At 71.2% G+C, this 16,561-nt stretch carries 16 protein-coding genes; 7 read left to right on the forward strand and 9 right to left on the reverse strand.

Translation table 11 applies throughout. The features are described from left to right. Positions 1-50: 50 nt before the first annotated feature. Both gltB and WFK95_RS00505 read left to right on the forward strand, forming a co-directional pair. Positions 51-4,658 (forward strand): glutamate synthase large subunit, encoded by a 4,608-nt coding sequence (gltB, locus tag WFK95_RS00500; protein WP_224644902.1) that lies wholly within the window; start codon positions 51-53, stop codon positions 4,656-4,658. Then, a complete protein-coding gene (locus WFK95_RS00505; protein WP_224644903.1) occupies positions 4,651-6,117 on the forward strand; it encodes a glutamate synthase subunit beta in 1,467 nt (488 codons plus the stop codon). The genes gltB and WFK95_RS00505 overlap by 8 nt, the downstream gene beginning before the upstream one ends. Before the next feature lie 63 nt (positions 6,118-6,180). Here the strand turns inward: WFK95_RS00505 and WFK95_RS00510 are convergent, their stop codons facing one another. Beyond that, positions 6,181-6,705 (reverse strand): DUF937 domain-containing protein, encoded by a 525-nt coding sequence (locus WFK95_RS00510; protein WP_224644904.1) that lies wholly within the window; start codon positions 6,703-6,705, stop codon positions 6,181-6,183. 198 nt (positions 6,706-6,903) lie between these two features. Here WFK95_RS00510 and WFK95_RS00515 point away from each other — a divergent pair, with 198 nt between their 5' ends. Next, positions 6,904-7,044 carry a hypothetical protein gene (locus WFK95_RS00515; RefSeq protein ID WP_224644905.1) on the forward strand — a complete coding sequence of 47 codons (141 nt, stop codon included), beginning with the start codon at positions 6,904-6,906 and terminating at the stop codon, positions 7,042-7,044. Here WFK95_RS00515 and WFK95_RS00520 read toward each other — a convergent pair. Continuing rightward, entirely contained in the window at positions 7,007-7,867 is an 861-nt protein-coding gene (locus WFK95_RS00520; protein WP_224644906.1) for an alpha/beta fold hydrolase, read from the reverse strand. The genes WFK95_RS00515 and WFK95_RS00520 overlap by 38 nt on opposite strands. 23 nt (positions 7,868-7,890) lie before the next feature. On the opposite strand from WFK95_RS00520, the gene WFK95_RS00525 reads away from it, so the two are divergent. Then, complete coding sequence (locus WFK95_RS00525) at positions 7,891-8,118, forward strand: RNA-binding S4 domain-containing protein (protein ID WP_224644954.1); 228 nt, start codon at positions 7,891-7,893, stop codon at positions 8,116-8,118. A gap of 4 nt (positions 8,119-8,122) precedes the next feature. On the opposite strand, the gene WFK95_RS00530 is transcribed toward WFK95_RS00525, so the two are convergent. The 3 genes from WFK95_RS00530 to WFK95_RS00540 form a co-directional block, all read right to left on the reverse strand. After that, entirely contained in the window at positions 8,123-8,845 is a 723-nt protein-coding gene (locus WFK95_RS00530; protein WP_336669566.1) for a MerR family transcriptional regulator, read from the reverse strand. A gap of 73 nt (positions 8,846-8,918) precedes the next feature. Then, positions 8,919-9,410 carry a ribonuclease E activity regulator RraA gene (gene rraA / locus WFK95_RS00535; RefSeq protein ID WP_224644908.1) on the reverse strand — a complete coding sequence of 164 codons (492 nt, stop codon included), beginning with the start codon at positions 9,408-9,410 and terminating at the stop codon, positions 8,919-8,921. Between the two features lie 42 nt (positions 9,411-9,452). Then, positions 9,453-10,385 carry a type IV toxin-antitoxin system AbiEi family antitoxin domain-containing protein gene (locus tag WFK95_RS00540; protein WP_224644909.1) on the reverse strand — a complete coding sequence of 311 codons (933 nt, stop codon included), beginning with the start codon at positions 10,383-10,385 and terminating at the stop codon, positions 9,453-9,455. Positions 10,386-10,610: 225 nt separating this feature from the next. On the opposite strand from WFK95_RS00540, the gene WFK95_RS00545 reads away from it, so the two are divergent. Further along, positions 10,611-12,161: a succinic semialdehyde dehydrogenase gene (locus WFK95_RS00545; RefSeq protein WP_336669567.1), complete on the forward strand. Its 1,551-nt coding sequence runs from the start codon at positions 10,611-10,613 to the stop codon at positions 12,159-12,161. A gap of 55 nt (positions 12,162-12,216) precedes the next feature. On the opposite strand, the gene WFK95_RS00550 is transcribed toward WFK95_RS00545, so the two are convergent. Beyond that, positions 12,217-12,570 (reverse strand): nuclear transport factor 2 family protein, encoded by a 354-nt coding sequence (locus WFK95_RS00550; RefSeq protein WP_336669568.1) that lies wholly within the window; start codon positions 12,568-12,570, stop codon positions 12,217-12,219. A 125-nt stretch (positions 12,571-12,695) separates the two neighbouring features. Between WFK95_RS00550 and WFK95_RS00555 the strand changes: the two genes are divergently transcribed. After that, a complete protein-coding gene (locus WFK95_RS00555; protein ID WP_336669569.1) occupies positions 12,696-13,454 on the forward strand; it encodes a helix-turn-helix domain-containing protein in 759 nt (252 codons plus the stop codon). On the opposite strand, the gene WFK95_RS00560 is transcribed toward WFK95_RS00555, so the two are convergent. Beyond that, on the reverse strand, positions 13,437-14,363 hold the full coding sequence (locus WFK95_RS00560; protein WP_336669570.1) for an SGNH/GDSL hydrolase family protein: 927 nt from the start codon (positions 14,361-14,363) through the stop codon (positions 13,437-13,439). The genes WFK95_RS00555 and WFK95_RS00560 overlap by 18 nt on opposite strands. Before the next feature lie 85 nt (positions 14,364-14,448). Here WFK95_RS00560 and WFK95_RS00565 point away from each other — a divergent pair, with 85 nt between their 5' ends. Continuing rightward, positions 14,449-14,940, forward strand: a complete 492-nt coding sequence (locus WFK95_RS00565; protein ID WP_336669571.1) for a hypothetical protein — start codon at positions 14,449-14,451, stop codon at positions 14,938-14,940. A 12-nt stretch (positions 14,941-14,952) separates the two neighbouring features. Here the strand turns inward: WFK95_RS00565 and WFK95_RS00570 are convergent, their stop codons facing one another. After that, complete coding sequence (locus tag WFK95_RS00570; RefSeq protein WP_336669572.1) at positions 14,953-15,582, reverse strand: VC0807 family protein; 630 nt, start codon at positions 15,580-15,582, stop codon at positions 14,953-14,955. Continuing rightward, complete coding sequence (locus tag WFK95_RS00575) at positions 15,579-16,439, reverse strand: glycosyltransferase (protein ID WP_336669573.1); 861 nt, start codon at positions 16,437-16,439, stop codon at positions 15,579-15,581. The genes WFK95_RS00570 and WFK95_RS00575 overlap by 4 nt, the downstream gene beginning before the upstream one ends. Positions 16,440-16,561: the final 122 nt, after the last annotated feature.

Below are 16,561 nucleotides of genomic sequence, written 5' to 3' on the forward strand. Positions count from 1 at the left end.
CCTTGAAGAACCCGTTCCGCCGTGAGGCGCTGCGTAGAGGCAGGTATTCGATGAGCCGATTCGTCCCCCCGGGCCCCCAGGGCCTGTACCACCCCGCGAACGAGCACGACGCATGTGGCGTCGCCTTCGTGGTGGACATGCACGGACGCAAGTCCCGGGACATCGTCGACAAGGCCATCACCGCCCTGGTCAACCTCGAGCACCGCGGTGCCGCGGGCGCCGAGCCCAACACCGGTGACGGCGCGGGCATCCTGATCCAGGTCCCGGACCGCTTCTTCCGCGAGGTCGTGGACTTCGAGCTGCCCCACCAGGGCGCGTACGCCACGGGCATCGCCTTCCTCCCGCAGGCCGCCGCCGAGGCGACCAAGGCCGCCGAGGGCGTCGAGCGCATCGTCGCCGAGGAGGGCCTGACGGTCCTCGGCTGGCGCGACCAGCCCACCGACGACGGCTCGCTGGGCGCGCTCGCCCGCGACGCCATGCCCACCATGCGGCAGGTCTTCATCGCCGGCACGGATTCCGACGGTGCGCCCCTCTCGGGCATGGACCTCGAGCGCCGCTGCTTCGTGATCCGCAAGCGGGTCGAGCGCGAGCTCGGGACCGACGGTGCGGGCGCGGGCTCGCAGGGCGAGGAGTCGGTGTACTTCCCGTCGCTGTCCGGCCAGACCTTCGTCTACAAGGGCATGCTGACCACCCCGCAGTTGCGCGGCTTCTTCGTGGACCTGCAGGACGAGCGCGTCGAGTCGGCCCTCGGCCTGGTGCACTCGCGCTTCTCCACCAACACCTTCCCGAGCTGGCCGCTCGCGCACCCCTACCGGCGCGTGGCCCACAACGGTGAGATCAACACCGTCAACGGCAACGAGAACTGGATGCGGGCCCGCGAGGCGCTGCTCGACGTCTCGGCCTTCGGCGAGGACGCCGCGGACAAGATCTTCCCGATCTGCACCGAGGGCGGCTCCGACACCGCGCGCTTCGACGAGGTGCTCGAGCTGCTGCACCTCGGCGGCCGCAGCCTGCCGCACGCCGTGCTGATGATGATCCCCGAGGCGTGGGAGCGGCACCAGGACATGGACTCGGCCCGCCGGGCGTTCTACGAGTACCACTCCTCGCTCATGGAGCCGTGGGACGGGCCGGCCTCGGTCTGCTTCACCGACGGCACCGTGATCGGCGCCGTGCTCGACCGCAACGGCCTGCGCCCGTCGCGCATCTGGGTCACCAAGGACGGCCTCGTCGTGCTCGGCTCCGAGGTGGGCGTGCTCGACATCGACCACTCCGACGTGGTCTACAAGACCCGCCTGCAGCCGGGCCGCATGTTCCTCGTGGACACCGCGCAGGGCCGCATCGTCTCCGACGAGGAGATCAAGGGCGAGCTCGCCGCCGCTGAGCCCTACCAGCAGTGGCTCGACGAGGGCCTGCTGCGCCTGAAGGACCTGCCGGACCGCCCCCACACCGTGATGGCGCACGACCGGGTCACGCAGCGGCAGCAGATGTTCGGCTACACCACGGAGGAGCTGGACCTCCTGCTCACGCCGATGGCGAAGACCGGCGCCGAGGCGATCGGCTCCATGGGCACCGACACCCCCGTCGCCGTGCTCTCGCTGCGCCCGCGCCTGCTGTTCGACTACTTCCAGCAGCTGTTCGCGCAGGTGACCAACCCGCCGCTCGACGCGATCCGCGAGGAGATCGTGACCGCGCTCGGCGGCACGATCGGCAGCGAGTCCGACCTGCTCAACCCGGCGGCGATCAGCTGCCGCCAGATCCACCTCGAGCAGCCGATCCTCAACAACGACGAGCTGCAGAAGCTGGTCAAGGTCAACGACGACGGCACCCTGCCCGAGTTCCGGTCCGTGGTGATCCCGGGCCTGTACCACGTGGCCGAGGGCGGCAAGGGCCTGCGCGAGGCGCTCGACACCGTGCGCACCCAGGTCTCCGAGGCCATCGACGGCGGCGCGCGCCTGATCGTCCTGTCGGACCGCAACTCCGACCGGCTGCTGGCGCCGATCCCGTCGCTGCTGCTGACCTCCGCCGTGCACCACCACCTGGTGCGCGAGCGCAGCCGCACCAAGGTCGGCCTCATCGTGGAGTCGGGCGACGCCCGCGAGGTGCACCACATGGCGGCCCTCATCGGCTGCGGCGCCGCGGCGGTCAACCCGTACATGGCCTTCGCGACCATCGAGGACATGCACATCCGCGGCGAGCTCAACGGCACCCCGCTGGAGAAGCTGAACGCCAACTACGTCAAGGCGGCCGGCAAGGGCGTGCTCAAGGTGATGTCCAAGATGGGCATCTCCACGCTGGCCTCGTACACCGGCGCCCAGCTGTTCCAGGTCATCGGCCTGTCGCAGGAGGTCGTCGACGAGTTCTTCACCGGCCTGCAGAGCCAGCTCGACGGCATCGGCCTCGACGAGATCGCCGCCGACGTCGCCGCGCGGCACAAGCGCGCCATGAACGACCGCCCCGAGGAGCTGGCGCACCGCGAGCTCGAGGTGGGCGGCGAGTACCAGTGGCGCCGCGAGGGCGAGTACCACCTGTTCAACCCGGACACCGTCTTCAAGCTCCAGCACGCCACGCGCACCGGGCAGTACAAGGTGTTCAAGGAGTACACGAAGCTGGTCGATGACCAGAGCGAGCGGCTCGCGTCGCTGCGCGGCCTGTTCCGCTTCCAGAGCGACCGCCCGTCGATCTCCATCGACGAGGTGGAGCCCGCGAGCGAGATCGTCAAGCGCTTCTCGACCGGCGCCATGAGCTACGGCTCGATCTCGGCCGAGGCGCACGAGACGCTGGCCATCGCTATGAACCGCCTCGGCGGGCGCTCGAACTCCGGTGAGGGCGGCGAGGATCCGCGGCGCTTCACGCCCGACGAGAACGGCGACTTCCGCCGCTCGGCGATCAAGCAGGTCGCCTCGGGCCGGTTCGGCGTGACCTCGCACTACCTGAGCAACTGCACCGACATCCAGATCAAGATGGCGCAGGGCGCGAAGCCCGGCGAGGGCGGCCAGCTGCCCCCGCACAAGGTGTACCCGTGGGTCGCCGAGGTCCGTGGCTCGACGCCCGGCGTCGGCCTGATCTCGCCCCCGCCGCACCACGACATCTACTCGATCGAGGACCTGGCGCAGCTGATCCACGACCTGAAGAACGCGAACCCGCAGGCGCGGATTCACGTGAAACTCGTCTCGGAGATCGGCGTGGGCACCGTCGCCGCGGGCGTCTCGAAGGCGCACGCCGACGTGGTGCTCATCTCGGGCCACGACGGCGGCACCGGTGCCACCCCGCTGACCTCGGTCAAGCACGCGGGCGCGCCCTGGGAGATCGGCCTCGCCGAGACCCAGCAGACGCTGCTGCTCAACGGCCTCCGCGACCGGATCGTCGTGCAGGTCGACGGCCAGCTCAAGACCGGCCGCGACGTCATCGTCGCCGCGCTGCTCGGCGGCGAGGAGTTCGGCTTCGCGACCGCCCCGCTGGTGGTCTCGGGCTGCATCATGATGCGCGTGTGCCACCTGGACACCTGCCCCGTGGGCGTGGCGACCCAGAACCCGGTGCTGCGGCGCCGGTTCACCGGCAAGCCCGAATTCGTGGAGAACTTCTTCCTCTACATCGCCGAGGAGGTGCGCGAGCTGCTCGCCGAGCTGGGCTTCCGCACCCTGCAGGAGGCCGTCGGCCAGTCGCAGATCCTCGACACCACGGAGGCGCAGGCCCACTGGGGCGGCGCCAAGGCCGGCAAGCTGGACCTCTCGCCGATCCTGGCGCAGGTCGACTCGCCGTTCATGAAGCAGGACCTGTTCTGCAGCCAGCCGCAGGACCACGGCCTCGAGAAGGCCCTGGACCAGCAGCTGATCTCGCAGGCGCGGGTCGCCGTGGAGACCGGCGCGCCGGTCACCATCGAGACCCCGATCTCCAACGTCAACCGCACCGTGGGCACGATGCTCGGCCACGAGGTGACCAAGGCGCACGGCGCCGACGGTCTCCCGGAGGACACCATCGACATCACGTTCAAGGGCAGCGCGGGCAACAGCTTCGGCGCCTTCGTGCCGAAGGGCATCACGCTGCGCCTCGAGGGCGACGCCAACGACTTCGTGGGCAAGGGCCTCTCGGGCGGCAAGATCGTGGTCCGCCCGGCGCGCAACGCCCCGGAGGAGTTCGTCGCCGCGGACAACATCATCGCGGGCAACGTGATCCTGTTCGGCGCCACCGCCGGTGAGGTCTACCTCAACGGCAAGGCGGGCGAGCGGTTCGCGGTGCGCAACTCGGGCGCCGTCGCGGTGGTCGAGGGCGTGGGCGACCACGGCTGCGAGTACATGACCGGCGGCCGCGTGGTGGTCCTCGGCGACACGGGACGAAACTTCGGCGCCGGCATGTCCGGCGGCGTGGCCTACGTCTACAACGCCGACGGACAGTTCGAGCGCGACCTCAACACCGAGCTGGTGGAGCTGGAGTCGCTCGACGAGGCCGACATCGAGTTCGTCCACGGCGCCGTGACCGACCACTACCGCTACACCGATTCCGCCGTCGCGGAACGGATCCTGGCCAACTGGCCGCGGGAGCGCCAGCTCTTCGCCAAGGTGATGCCGCGCGACTACAAGCGCGTACTCACCGCCATCAAGCGCGCCGAACTCGACGGCCGCAACATCGACGACGCAGTGATGGAGGCCGCTCGTGGCTGATCCGCAAGGCTTTCTGAAGAACAACTCGCGCGAGACCCCGGTTCGCCGGCCCGTCCCGCTCCGGCTCCTGGACTGGAACGAGGTGTACAAGCCCTTCGACGGGACCACCCTGCGCAAGCAGGCCTCCCGGTGCATGGACTGCGGTATCCCGTTCTGCCACAACGGCTGCCCGCTGGGGAACCTGATCCCCGAGTGGAACACGCTGGCGTACAAGGACCGCTGGTACGACGGCATCGAGCGGCTGCACGCCACGAACAACTTCCCGGAGTTCACCGGGCGGCTGTGCCCCGCGCCCTGCGAGGCGTCGTGCGTGCTGGGCATCAACCAGGATCCCGTCACCATCAAGCAGGTCGAGGTCGAGCTCATCGACAAGGCCTTCGACGAGGGCTGGGTCTCGCCGCAGCACCCCACCAAGCTGACGGGTAAGAAGATCGCCGTCGTCGGCTCGGGTCCGGCGGGCCTCGCGGCGGCGCAGCAGCTGACGCGTGGCGGCCACACCGTGACCGTCTACGAGCGCGCCGATCGGATCGGCGGCCTGCTCCGCTACGGCATCCCCGAGTTCAAGATGGAGAAGCGGCACATCGATCGCCGCCTCGCCCAGATGAACGCCGAGGGCACCGTCTTCAAGACGGGCGTCAACGTGGGCGTCGACGTGACTGTCGAGCAGCTCCGCGAGGACTTCGACGCGGTCGTGCTCGCCAACGGCGCCACCGTGTGGCGCGACCTGCCGATCCCCGGCCGCGAGCTGGACGGCATCCACCAGGCGATGGAGTTCCTGCCCTGGGCCAACCGCGCCGCGGTCGGCGACGACGTCCTCGACGAGAACGGCCTGCCGCCGCTGCACGCCAAGGACAAGAAGGTCGTCATCATCGGCGGCGGCGACACCGGCGCCGACTGCCTCGGCACCTCGCTGCGCCAGGGCGCGACCACCGTGCACCAGTTCGAGATCATGCCGGTCCCGCCGCGTGAGCGCGCCGAGTCGACCCCGTGGCCGACCTACCCGCTCATGTACCGCATCAGCTCGGCCCACGAGGAGGGCGGCGAGCGCGTCTTCTCCGTCAGCACCGAGGAGTTCGTCGGCGAGGACGGCAAGGTCACCGGCCTCAAGGCCTACGAGGTCAAGATGGAGGGCGGCCGGTTCGAGAAGGTCGAGGGCACCGACTTCACCCTCGAGGCCGACCTCGTGCTGCTGGCCATGGGCTTCGTCGGCCCGCAGCGCGACGACCTGCTGGACAAGCTGGGCGTCGAGTACAGCGAGCGCGGGAACGTCTCGCGCGGCGACGACTTCCAGTCGACGGTGCCGGGCGTCTTCGTCGCCGGCGACGCCGGCCGCGGCCAGTCGCTCATCGTGTGGGCCATCGCGGAGGGCCGCAGCGCCGCGGCCGCCGTCGACCGGTTCCTCATGGGCGACACCGCGCTGCCCGCGCCGATCGTCCCCACCGCCGCGCCGCAGCGGTAGCGCACCGTCGAACGACGAAGGCCGGCTCCCTCGCGGGGGCCGGCCTTCGGTCGTTCGAGCGGGTTACTTGCCCTTGAGCAGGCCGCCCAGGATGCTGCCCAGCACGTTGCCCGCGGCGTTGCCGCCGGCCTGCTGGTTGCCGCCGCCGAGCATGTTGCCCAGGATGCTGCCGAGGACGTCGCCGCCGCTCTGCTGCTGCGGGGCCGGGGCCTGCTCCTGCTGCGGAGCGGCCGCGCCGCCGCTGGTCAGCTTCTTCATGACGAAGCTGATCACGATGGGCGCGAGGATCGGGAGCAGCTGCTTGACCAGGCCGTCGGTGACGCCGGAGGACAGCGGCGCGGCGGCCGCGGCGGCCACGTCGTCGGTCTTCTCGCCGAACAGGCTGGAGACGATCTGCTGGCCGTCGCCGCTGTCGGCGGCCTGCGCGAGATCGGCCGGGGCCTCGGTGGTGTCCTGCGCCTGGAGGCCGGCGAGCAGGGTCGGCACCGTCTGGTTGACGGCCTCCGAGGCGACGTCCTCCGAGACGCCGAGCTGGGCGGCGATATCCGCGAGCGGGATGGACTTGATCAGGTCGTCGAGATCGGACACGGTTCTCCTTGGAGGATGTGTGAGGACGCAAATTGCTGCACGAACACCCACAGCGTAGCCGCGGCGTGCGCGGGCGCTCGCCGGAACCCGCATGTGAGGAGCGACACGCTTCGGCCGCGAGCGCTGGACCCCGCCGCGCGGGAGGAATACAGTATCTGTAACCAACCGTTCCGCATCGAGATCGCACCGGAGACCGTCGTGAAGCTGCACCGTCGCACCACCTTGCTGGGCTCGAAGGCGATCTCCCGGTTGCGGAACCGCCGACTCGCGCGCACGCTCGCCGAGGACGGCGAGCGCCTCGTCACCGCGTCGGACCTGCGGGTTCTGCGGGTCGGCTAGTCACGTCCAGGATCAGCGCCGCGGTCTGCGCGGGCTGATCGACCATGGCCTGGTGTCCGCTCGGCGCGATCACCGCGAACCGCGCATGCAGCACGTCGGCCAGCTCCTGCTGCTGCTCCAGCCAGTGCGTCGCGCACGGGGTGCGCCGCCCGGCGAACGCCGCGGCCACCGTCCACGGGACGCCGGCCGGGAGCGGCGTCCGCTCCCGCAGATCGGCCAGCTCGTGCGCCAGCACGGGGTATCGACCGTTCTCCAGGAACGCGGCGCGGAAGTAGGCCTCGGAGGAGAGGATCTCCGCGTACTCGGGCGGCGGCGCGCCCGCGCCCAGCATCCGGTGCACCAACGGGCCGAACAGGTTCATCCGTACCGCGGCCGCCGCGTCGGCCGACCGCAGGAGCGCGGCGTCGCGCAGCTCGCCCGGCACCACCCAGCGGGGAGAGGTCTCGACGCTGCCGTCCAGGAGGACGGATCCCGCTGTGCGGTGCGGGTGTTCGCGGGCGAAGGCCTCGACGTAGAAGCTGGCCATCGAATGCCCGACCATCACCGCCGCGCCGATGTCCAACGCGTCCAACAGCTCGCGCAGCCGGGTGACCTCGGAGTCCAGGGTGGGGACGGCACCGTCGGGCCAGGGATCGGAGAGGCCGTACCCGGGTCGGTCCAGCCGGACGACGGTGCGGCTCGCGGTCAGGAGCTCCGTGACCGCGTCCCAGTCGAACCAGTTCCCGGCCAGGCCGGAGCTGAGCACGATGGGAGGCCCGCTCGCCGGGGCGATCGGTTCGTCGACCACCACGTGGGTGCGGGTACCCGCCAGATCGAGCAGCACACCGGCGAGGATAGTCGGGCATGATGGTGCGCGTGAGTGAGGCGATCGACGTGACCATCTCCGACGATGTGATCCGGCTGGGGCAGTTCCTCAAGCTGGCGGGTCTCATCGACTCGGGGGCCGAGGCCAAGGCGGTGATCGCCGAGGGCGAGGTGGCGGTGAACGGCGAGGTCGACCTGCGTCGTGGCCGGCAGCTCGCGGTGGGAGACGTGGTGGAGGTCTTCGGGCGGTCCGCCCGCGTGGCGCGCTGACCGGTCAGTCTTCGCCCGCGGCCGCGGCTGCGACCCAGCCGAGCACCTGCAGCTGCGCCGGGTTGTACAGCTCGGTCAGCGCCGCGAGGATCACGCGCTGCGCGGTGCGCTGATCGTGCCCGCCCTCGTCGGACCAGGTGCCCAGGTCGGGGAAGCCCGCGACCTGGTGCAGGACGTCGGGGACGAGGCGGGCGACGAGATTGTCAATGGTGGCCTCGTCCGCGTCGGCGGGCAGCCGGTCGAAGTCGTCGGCAGCGTCAGTCCGGCTGTACGCCGTCAGCATGCGTGCGTACTCCTCGGCGCGGGTCGGCCCCACGAGCTGGGCGAGGACGGCGCTGAACTTGCGGTCCGCGGGGGAGAGGTTCCGGGCCGTCGCCGCCGCGGAGAGCTCGGGCGGCAGGTCCGACGGTGCCGTCGACGTGCGCAGCGCGCGCAGGTCCTCGCGGATCGCCTGCAGCCGTTCGATGTCGGCGGCGAGCTTGTCATCGAGCTCGGCGGCCGCCGCGTCGTCCACATCGTCGGCGTCCATCGCGGCGATCTGCGCGAGGCTGAAGCCCAGCCCCGTCATGCGACGGATCCAGACCAGCCGCACCAGGTGCTCGACGCCGTAGGTCTTGTAGCCGTTGGACCGTCGCGCGGGCTCGTCCAGTAGCCCGACGTCGTGGTAGTGCCGCACGGTGCGCAGGCTGGTCCCCGCCAGCTCAGCGACCTCGCGCGTGCTCCACATGGGCGTGGTGGGCGTTACCGGAGGACGATGCCGTCGCGGCGCTGGAGGAGGGTGGCCCCGGGGGCGAGGTGCGTCACCGGAGGACGATGCCGTCGTCGTCGCTGAAAAGGCTGTCGCCCGGGTTGAACGTGACGCCGCCGAAGGTGAGCGGGATGTCGCGTTGGCCCTCGGCGGTCTTGGTGGACTTGCGCGGGTTGGTGCCGAGCGCCTTCACGCCGATGTCCAGCGTGCCGATCACGGCAGCGTCGCGGACCGCGCCGTAGGCCACGATGCCGGCCCAGCCGTTGCCGCGGCCGAGCTCGGCGATGAGGTCGCCGACCAGCGCAGTGTGCAGCGAGGGGACGCCGTTCTCGTCGGAGCCGTCGATGACCAGCACGCGGCCCTCGCCGGGCTCGCCCAGGATCGACTTGAGCAGCGCGTTGTCCTGGAAGCACTTGACCGTGACGACCTCGCCGGCGAACTGCTTGCGGCCGCCGAACTGGCGGAACTGCGTGTCGCAGCTGCGCACGTCGGGGCCGATCTCGTCGACCAGGTCCGCGGTGGGGGTGAACTGCACGTTGCTCATGGTCGCCAGGGTATCGCCTCGTGAATCCGGCTGATTCCGGGGTCACGAGGCCAGATCCGGCTTCGTATCGTCGGCACCTGCCGGTTTCACGACCCGGACGACGCCGACGTGCCGGTCGGTGCGGACGATGTCGAGGATCTCGGCAAGGATCGCGTCCCAATTCCCGATGACCTCGGAGTAGTCGAACCGCATGACGCGGTAGTCGCCGCGCGTGGCGGTCCGGTCGCGCCTGTTGTCCACGAGCCGTTGCGCGCCGCTGTGGTGGTCGGTGCTGTCGCATTCGATGATGAGTTTGTCGCCGACGAGCAGGTCCACCCGGCCGAGTTCAGCAATCGTCTGCTGGCTGCGCACGCGGATGTGTAGGCAGGTCAGGCGGTACCGGACCAGCGACTCGGTGCCGGAGCCGGCCAGCGGGTCCAGGTACTTCAGCAGCCGCTTCGTGGCCTTCGGGGCGTCCGCGAAGATCTCCTCCAGGTCCTGGAGACTGTAGGGATCGGGCTTGCGCAGGAGCGAGTCGAGTACCGCGACGAACTCGTCGGCGTCGAGGCAGTTCGCCGCGCAGCGCAGAGCGGTGGGTAGGTCGTCGACGGCGCGGGTCGGTGAAGGGAGGCGTTGAAACGCGTCGCAGTCGGCGTGCGATCGCGTCCGCCGATGTCGTTCGCGCCGCAGATGGGTCTTCGACTTCGACAGCGTGGCCTTGGCAGTCTTTGTGGATCTGCGTGGCGGGATCCAGACGCCGGGGCGGAACGCCAGTGCGGAGACGCACGTGATCACGGCGCCGCCTTTCACTGCGGCGACGACCGCGGTGTTCGCTCCGGGGAGGCGGTACCAGCCCCGACGGATCACGACGATGTCGCCCAGATGGCGAAGGCGCTCGATCTCCGCGGAGTCGGCGCCCGCACGCAGCGCGGCTCGGCGGGAGAAGACGCCGCCGTCCGGAGCGGCCAGCGCCTGCAGGATCTCGATGGTGTGCATGGAACCCAGCGTGACGCCGGCGTAGGACTGGACGGGCTCGTCGGGAGCGCCGCTGTGGAGAAAACACGTTTCGTACGCTCAGCTGTGGAGGAAGCCGTCGTGAAACCGGCGGACTAGCAGGTCAGGAGGCCGATTCTGGCCTCGTCGCCCAGGATTCGGCCGCATTCACGAGCGTCGGACGGCGACACTATTGAGTGCGCATCAACAAGCGGGTAATCTGGCGTCATGCCAGCACCTACCCAGGCCACGTTCGACCGTCTTCGCGCCCTCGCGGCGATCGACCACCCGGAGCAGCGCGAGTCGCGCGACGTCCTCGAGGCGTTCTCCGGCGAGAAGGTCACCACGATTCCCGTGGGCACCGTGGAGGACGTGGAGAAGGCGTTCGAGCGGGCCCGCCTCGCGCAGAAGCAGTGGGCGGCCCGCAGCGCCAAGGACCGCGCGGCCGTGCTGCTCAAGTTCGCCGACCTGGTGAACGATCACCGCGCCGAGCTCATGGACATGGTGCAGCTGGAGACCGGCAAGGCCCGCCAGTACGCCCAGGAGGAGTCGCTGGACGTCGCGATGACGGCCCGCTGGTACGGCAAGAACGCGCCGAAGATCCTGGCGGAGAAGAGCACCGACGGCATGCTGCCGGTGTTCACCAAGACCCGCGTGCGCTACCAGCCCAAGGGCGTCGTCGGCGTGATCGCGCCGTGGAACTACCCGATCACCCTCGCCGTCTCCGACGGTGTCGCCGCGCTGGCCGCCGGCAACGCCGTCGTGCTCAAGCCCGATTCGCAGACCCCGTACTGCGCCCTCGCGGCCGTCGAGCTGCTGTACCGCGCCGGCCTGCCGCGCGACCTGTTCGCCGTGGTCCCCGGCCCCGGCGGCGTCGTGGGCACCGCGATCGTCGAGCGCGCCGACTACCTCATGTTCACCGGCTCCTCCGCCACCGGCGCCACGCTCGCGGAGCAGTGCGGCAAGCGCCTCATCGGCTTCTCCGCCGAGCTCGGCGGCAAGAACCCCATGGTGGTCACGAAGGACGCCGACATCGCGCACACGGCCGACGGTGCGGCCCGCGCCGCGTTCTCGAACTCGGGGCAGCTGTGCATCTCGATCGAGCGGATCTACGTCGAGCGGGCGATCGCCGACGAGTTCGCCCGCGCCTTCGCCGAGCGCACCGCCGCGCTCGCACTGGGCGCCGGCTACGACTTCGACAACGAGATGGGCTCACTCGCATCGAAGTCGCAGATCGACACCGTCGCCGCGCATGTGGACGACGCGGTCGCCAAGGGCGCGACGGTGCTCGCCGGCGGCAAGGCCCGCCCCGACCTCGGCCCGTTCTTCTACGAGCCGACCGTGCTCAAGGACGTGCCGGAGGAGGCCGTCTGCTTCAAGTCGGAGACCTTCGGCCCGCTGGTCTCGATCTACCCCGTCGACTCCATCGACGAGGCCGTCGAGAAGGCCAACGACACCGAGTACGGACTCAACGCCAGCGTTTTCGCGGGAACGACGAAGCAGGCGCAGGAGATCGCCGAGCGGATCAACGCCGGCACCGTCAACATCAACGAGGGCTACGCCGCCGCGTGGGGCTCCACCGCCGCGCCGATGGGCGGCATGGGCATCTCGGGCGTCGGCCGCCGCCACGGCACCGAGGGCCTGCTCAAGTACTGCGAGTCGAAGACCATCGCGCAGCAGCGGATCATCGGCATCGGCGGCATCAAGGGCGTGCCGCGCAACGTCTTCCTGAACGTCGTTCCGTCGGCGATCAAGGCGCTCAAGCTGATCGGCCGGTAGTCCGGCACCCGGCGATGGCCCCCTCCACGCGGAGGGGGCCATCGCCGTCTTCTCGTCAGGCGGGGACGCGGTCCAGGAAGCCGGCGACGGTGGCGATGCGACCGTCGGCGTCGACGGTCACCACGTCGAAGCCGATGACCGGCGGCTCCGCGCCCGCGGGGCCGAGGCCCCACTGGAACCGCACCTGGCCGTGATGCGCGTCGGGCTCGCCGACGAGGGTGAACTCGAAGCCGGGGAACTGCTCGTGCACGCCGGCGACGACGGCGCCGATGGCCTCAGTCCCCGCGACCTCCGCCATCGGATCGGTGTACGTGGCCCCGGGCGCCCAGTGCCGCGCGAGCAGGTCGCGGCGGGCCTGCGGGTCGGTGCTGTTCCAGGTGGCGAGGTAGGCGTCGACGACGTGGTTCATGGTGTCCTCCAGGTGTTCTCGGTCGGTTCGATGGGAGCGACGCCGAGTCTGCCGCCGATCGCGAGTCGTGGCGATTACCTCGGAGGTAATGGTGGCGCCTCCCCGGCGCGGATAGATTCGCGGGCATGACGACGATCGAGGTGGGGCCGCTCCTGCGCACCTGGCGGCAGCGGCGGCGGCTCAGCCAGCTCGAACTCGCGAGCCGCGCCGAGGTCAGCGGGCGGCACCTGAGCTTCGTCGAGACGGGGAGGTCCCGGCCGAGCGCCGAGATGATCCTGCGGCTGGCCGACCACCTGGAGGTGCCGCCCCGCGAGCGCGACGCCCTCCTCGTGGCGGGCGGTTTCGCCCCGCGGCACGACAGCCCGGCGGACGCCGCGGGCGTGCTGGCATCGTTCCGCACCCTGCTCGACGCGCACGCGCCCTACCCGGCCGTCCTCCTCGACCGGTACTGGGACCTGGTGGACGCCAACGACGCCGTCGCCCCGCTGCTCGCCGGTTGCGCGTCGCACCTGCTGGAGCCGCCGGTCAACGTCGTCCGGCTGAGCCTGCACCCCGACGGGCTGGCGCCGCGCATCGTCGACCTCGGGGCCTGGCGCGAGCACCTGCTGCACCAGGTGGCCGCGCGCGCCGATCGGACCGCCGATCCGCGGCTGGCGGCGCTCCTCGCCGAGTGCCGGGGCTACCCCGGCGGAGGCCCGGCACCCGCGCCGTCCGGGCCCGTCGTCGAGCTCGTCCTCCGCATGCCCGACGGCGCGCCGCTGCGACTGTTCAGCGTGGTCAGCGCCGTGCTCACGCCGCACGACGCCACCGTCGACGAGCTGCACCTGGAGACCTTCCTGCCCGCCGACGAGGCCACGCGGGAGCGGCTACAGGCGCGGGCCTGACGCCCGCACGGCGGCGGTGACCGCGGTGGCGACCGCCTCGCCCTCCTCGGGGAAGGGGTGCAGCGCAGCGGCGCGGGGCACCTCGTCGACGCCGTTGATCCACGGGCGCGCGCTGCACAGCTCGTGGCCCTTCGACGGTGCCTCCATGTCGACGTACTCGGCGCGGGCGTTCACGGCGGCCCGCCGGACGGCGCCGTTGAGCCGCTCGGTGAGGATGCTGCGCATCCACGGGATCGAGGCGGAGCGGAAGGGGGCGATCGTGGCGCAGGTCCGGTCGCCGGCGAACACGGCCGGGTAGCCGACCACGAGGATCCGCGCCCGCGGCGAGCGCTCGCGGACGGCGCGGATGATGCGCTCGTTCGCCGCGGTGATCTTCGCCAGACGGGAGGCGACGGCGCCGTCGGCCAGGCGGGCCGGGCGGGTGCGCTGATCGGCGGTGCAGCGGACCGCGGCCGATCGCGGTGCCACCGCGCAGGATTCGAGGATGCTCGAGTAGAGGTCGCCGTCGTTGCCGCCGAGGGAGACGGTGACGAGCGTCGTGGCGGGGGTGATCCCGTCGAGCTGTGGCGCGGCGTCGTAGTAGCCGGTCTTCGCGGAGCCGGCGTGCTGGCTCGCGAAGGCGTCCCGCGTCTTGGCGCCGCCGCAGGTGTTGTCCCGCAGCGCGTCCGGGGCCAGGCCCAGCGACGCGGCCACCAGCTTCGGGTAGTTGTGCGTGGACCGCCCGCAGGCGCGCTCCTGCTGCGAGGCGCCGACGGTGGCGTCGGCGGGGAGGGAGGAGTAGGAGTCGCCGAGCGCGACGTAAGTGGGCGCGGCCGGGGCCGCGTGCGCCGGCGCGACGCCGACCACGGCCGTCGTGGCGAGGACCGCCGCGCCGAGCAGGGACAGGGACGGGCGGGCGCGCATCGACATGCCGCCACTGTATTGCGCGCGGCCGCGGCCCGCAGCCCGTCGAAAACCGGTTGCGGCGGCCCGGCGTGCGACGCACCCTGGAGGCATGGAGGTCACGTTCGTCAAGCGCCGGAACGGGTACGACGTGCGGATCACGCGCGCGAAGGGCCCGGAGCTGGCGCCCCGCGGCGGCCCAGGCGGTCGGCCGCCGGTGCCGCACGACGCGGCGCACCTCATCGTCGAGGCCGAGGCGGGCCTGCGTGGCGGGGTGTTCGGGCGGATCGCCGACGCGAACGGCCTCGACGGGCTGTTCTGGCCCGCCGACCCGGGGGAGCGTCGCAAGGCGTCCCGCCGCAAGCGGCAGCCGACGGCCGCGCAGTCCGCGGACATGGCGCGCTCGGAGTACCTCGCGTCGCTGACCGCGGCGCTGTGGGAGGTGGAGCGCGGGCACCGGAAGCCGGAGCCCGCGTGGCCCGGCGCCCTCGAGGACGCGGACATCGATCCCGCCCTGTGCGAGCGGATCTTCGCCCGCTACGACGACTTCGCCCCGCGCTGGGCGGCGCTCCCCGACGGGGGCGAGCTCACGCTGCGCTGGTGACCGCGCCCGGCCTCAGGCCGGGCGAGGATCCACCGGACGACGGAGTTCCGCGCGCAGGGGCCGGTCCGCCAGCTTGATGACGAGCAGGGCCAGCGGGACGAGGACGAAGCCGATCACCGGCCCGACGAGGACCACGGTGTCGATCGGGTAGTGCAGCGCGAGGTACAGGCCGGCCGACGATCCGGTGACCGCGGTGGCGGCGCAGACCACGCTCATCCACCGGATCCGGCTGCGGAACCGCGGCGACTCGTCCAGGCAGCGGTCCCACGCCGTCGGTTCCACCTTGAGCGCCTTCACGTACATCGGCCCGAGAATGCTCGCCACGAGCGGCCTGCGGGTGAACGCCGAGACGAGGAAGTACGCCGCCGCGAAGAAGCCGTCGATGGACTGTGCCGCAAGGGCGATCCGCGGCTCGCCGGTGACGAGCGACGGTATGAGAGCCACCGCGAGGATGGCGGTCGTGAACAGCTCCAGCTGCCCGACCTGGCGCGTCACGAGCATCCGCCAGGTCACGATCACCAGGCCCGTGACGATGCCGAGCACGACGCCGGTCAGCTGCGAGAGGCCGCCCAGGCGGGTGGCGCTGAAGTAGACGATGACCGGGAGGAGCCCGCCCAGGATCGCCGGGGGCGGTCGCTTCATGGTCGCTCGCGCTCCGTCCCGGTGCTTCGGAAGACGTTCCGCAACGCGAAGCCGCCGTCGCCGAGGCCGCGCAGGACGGCGAGCCGCGCCGCGTGGAAGCCGACGGTCAGCGGGAGCGCCGCCGTCAGCCAGGTGGCCGTTCCCCGCCGGCCGTGGATCCAGAACGTGCGGGGCAGGTACGCGGCGTACGTCGCGTAACTGCCGACGCCGGTGTAGAAGCGGCGCGGCGAGACCTCCACCACGACGTCCCGGATCAGCGCGCACTCCCCGCCCGAGTCCTGGACGCAGAGGGCGATGTCGACGTCCTCGAAGACGTCCCTGCGCATCGTGACGTGCGGCCGTATCCGGCGCCACGTCTCGGCGCGGAAGGCCATGCTCGGGCCGAAGCAGTAGCTCACCCGCTGCGCGCGTTTCTCGTTGCGCCCGAACGGATCGTTCCACTTGTTCAGGGCGGATTGGAATCGCCGGCCGGGGAGCCCGCGGAACTCCCCGAGGGTGGAGACGACGTCGAAGCCGCGGCCGTCGTCGGAGTCGAAGAACGTGCGCAGGCGCCGCGCCCACCCCGGAGCGACGACGGTGTCCGCGTCGATCCGGGCGATCACCGACGACGTGGCGGCGTCGAGCCCCGCGTTGCGGGCCCACACCAGGCCCTGCCGGGTCTCGCGGATCAGTTTCACGACGGGGTTCGCCGCGGCGGCGGCCTCCACCAGGGCGACGGTGCGGTCTGTCGAGTTGTTGTCGACCACGATGATCTCGTCGATCTCGGAACCTTCGGCGAACAGTCGCTCGAGGCACTCCTCGATGACCTCGTCCTCGTTGTAGGCGGGAACGACAACAGTCAATGTGCTCTCTGCCATGGCGAAACGCTACGTCCGCCTCGGGGCCGTCGCAGCGCGGCGACCGGTGAGACTACTCACAGGTCGCCGGCGGTGTGGCGTTTGGAACACAACCGGGACGGGACCGCGGACCGTCGGCGACG

This window comes from Tsukamurella sp. USMM236 (assembly GCF_037148755.1).
Classification (GTDB): Bacteria; Actinomycetota; Actinomycetes; order Mycobacteriales; family Mycobacteriaceae; genus Tsukamurella.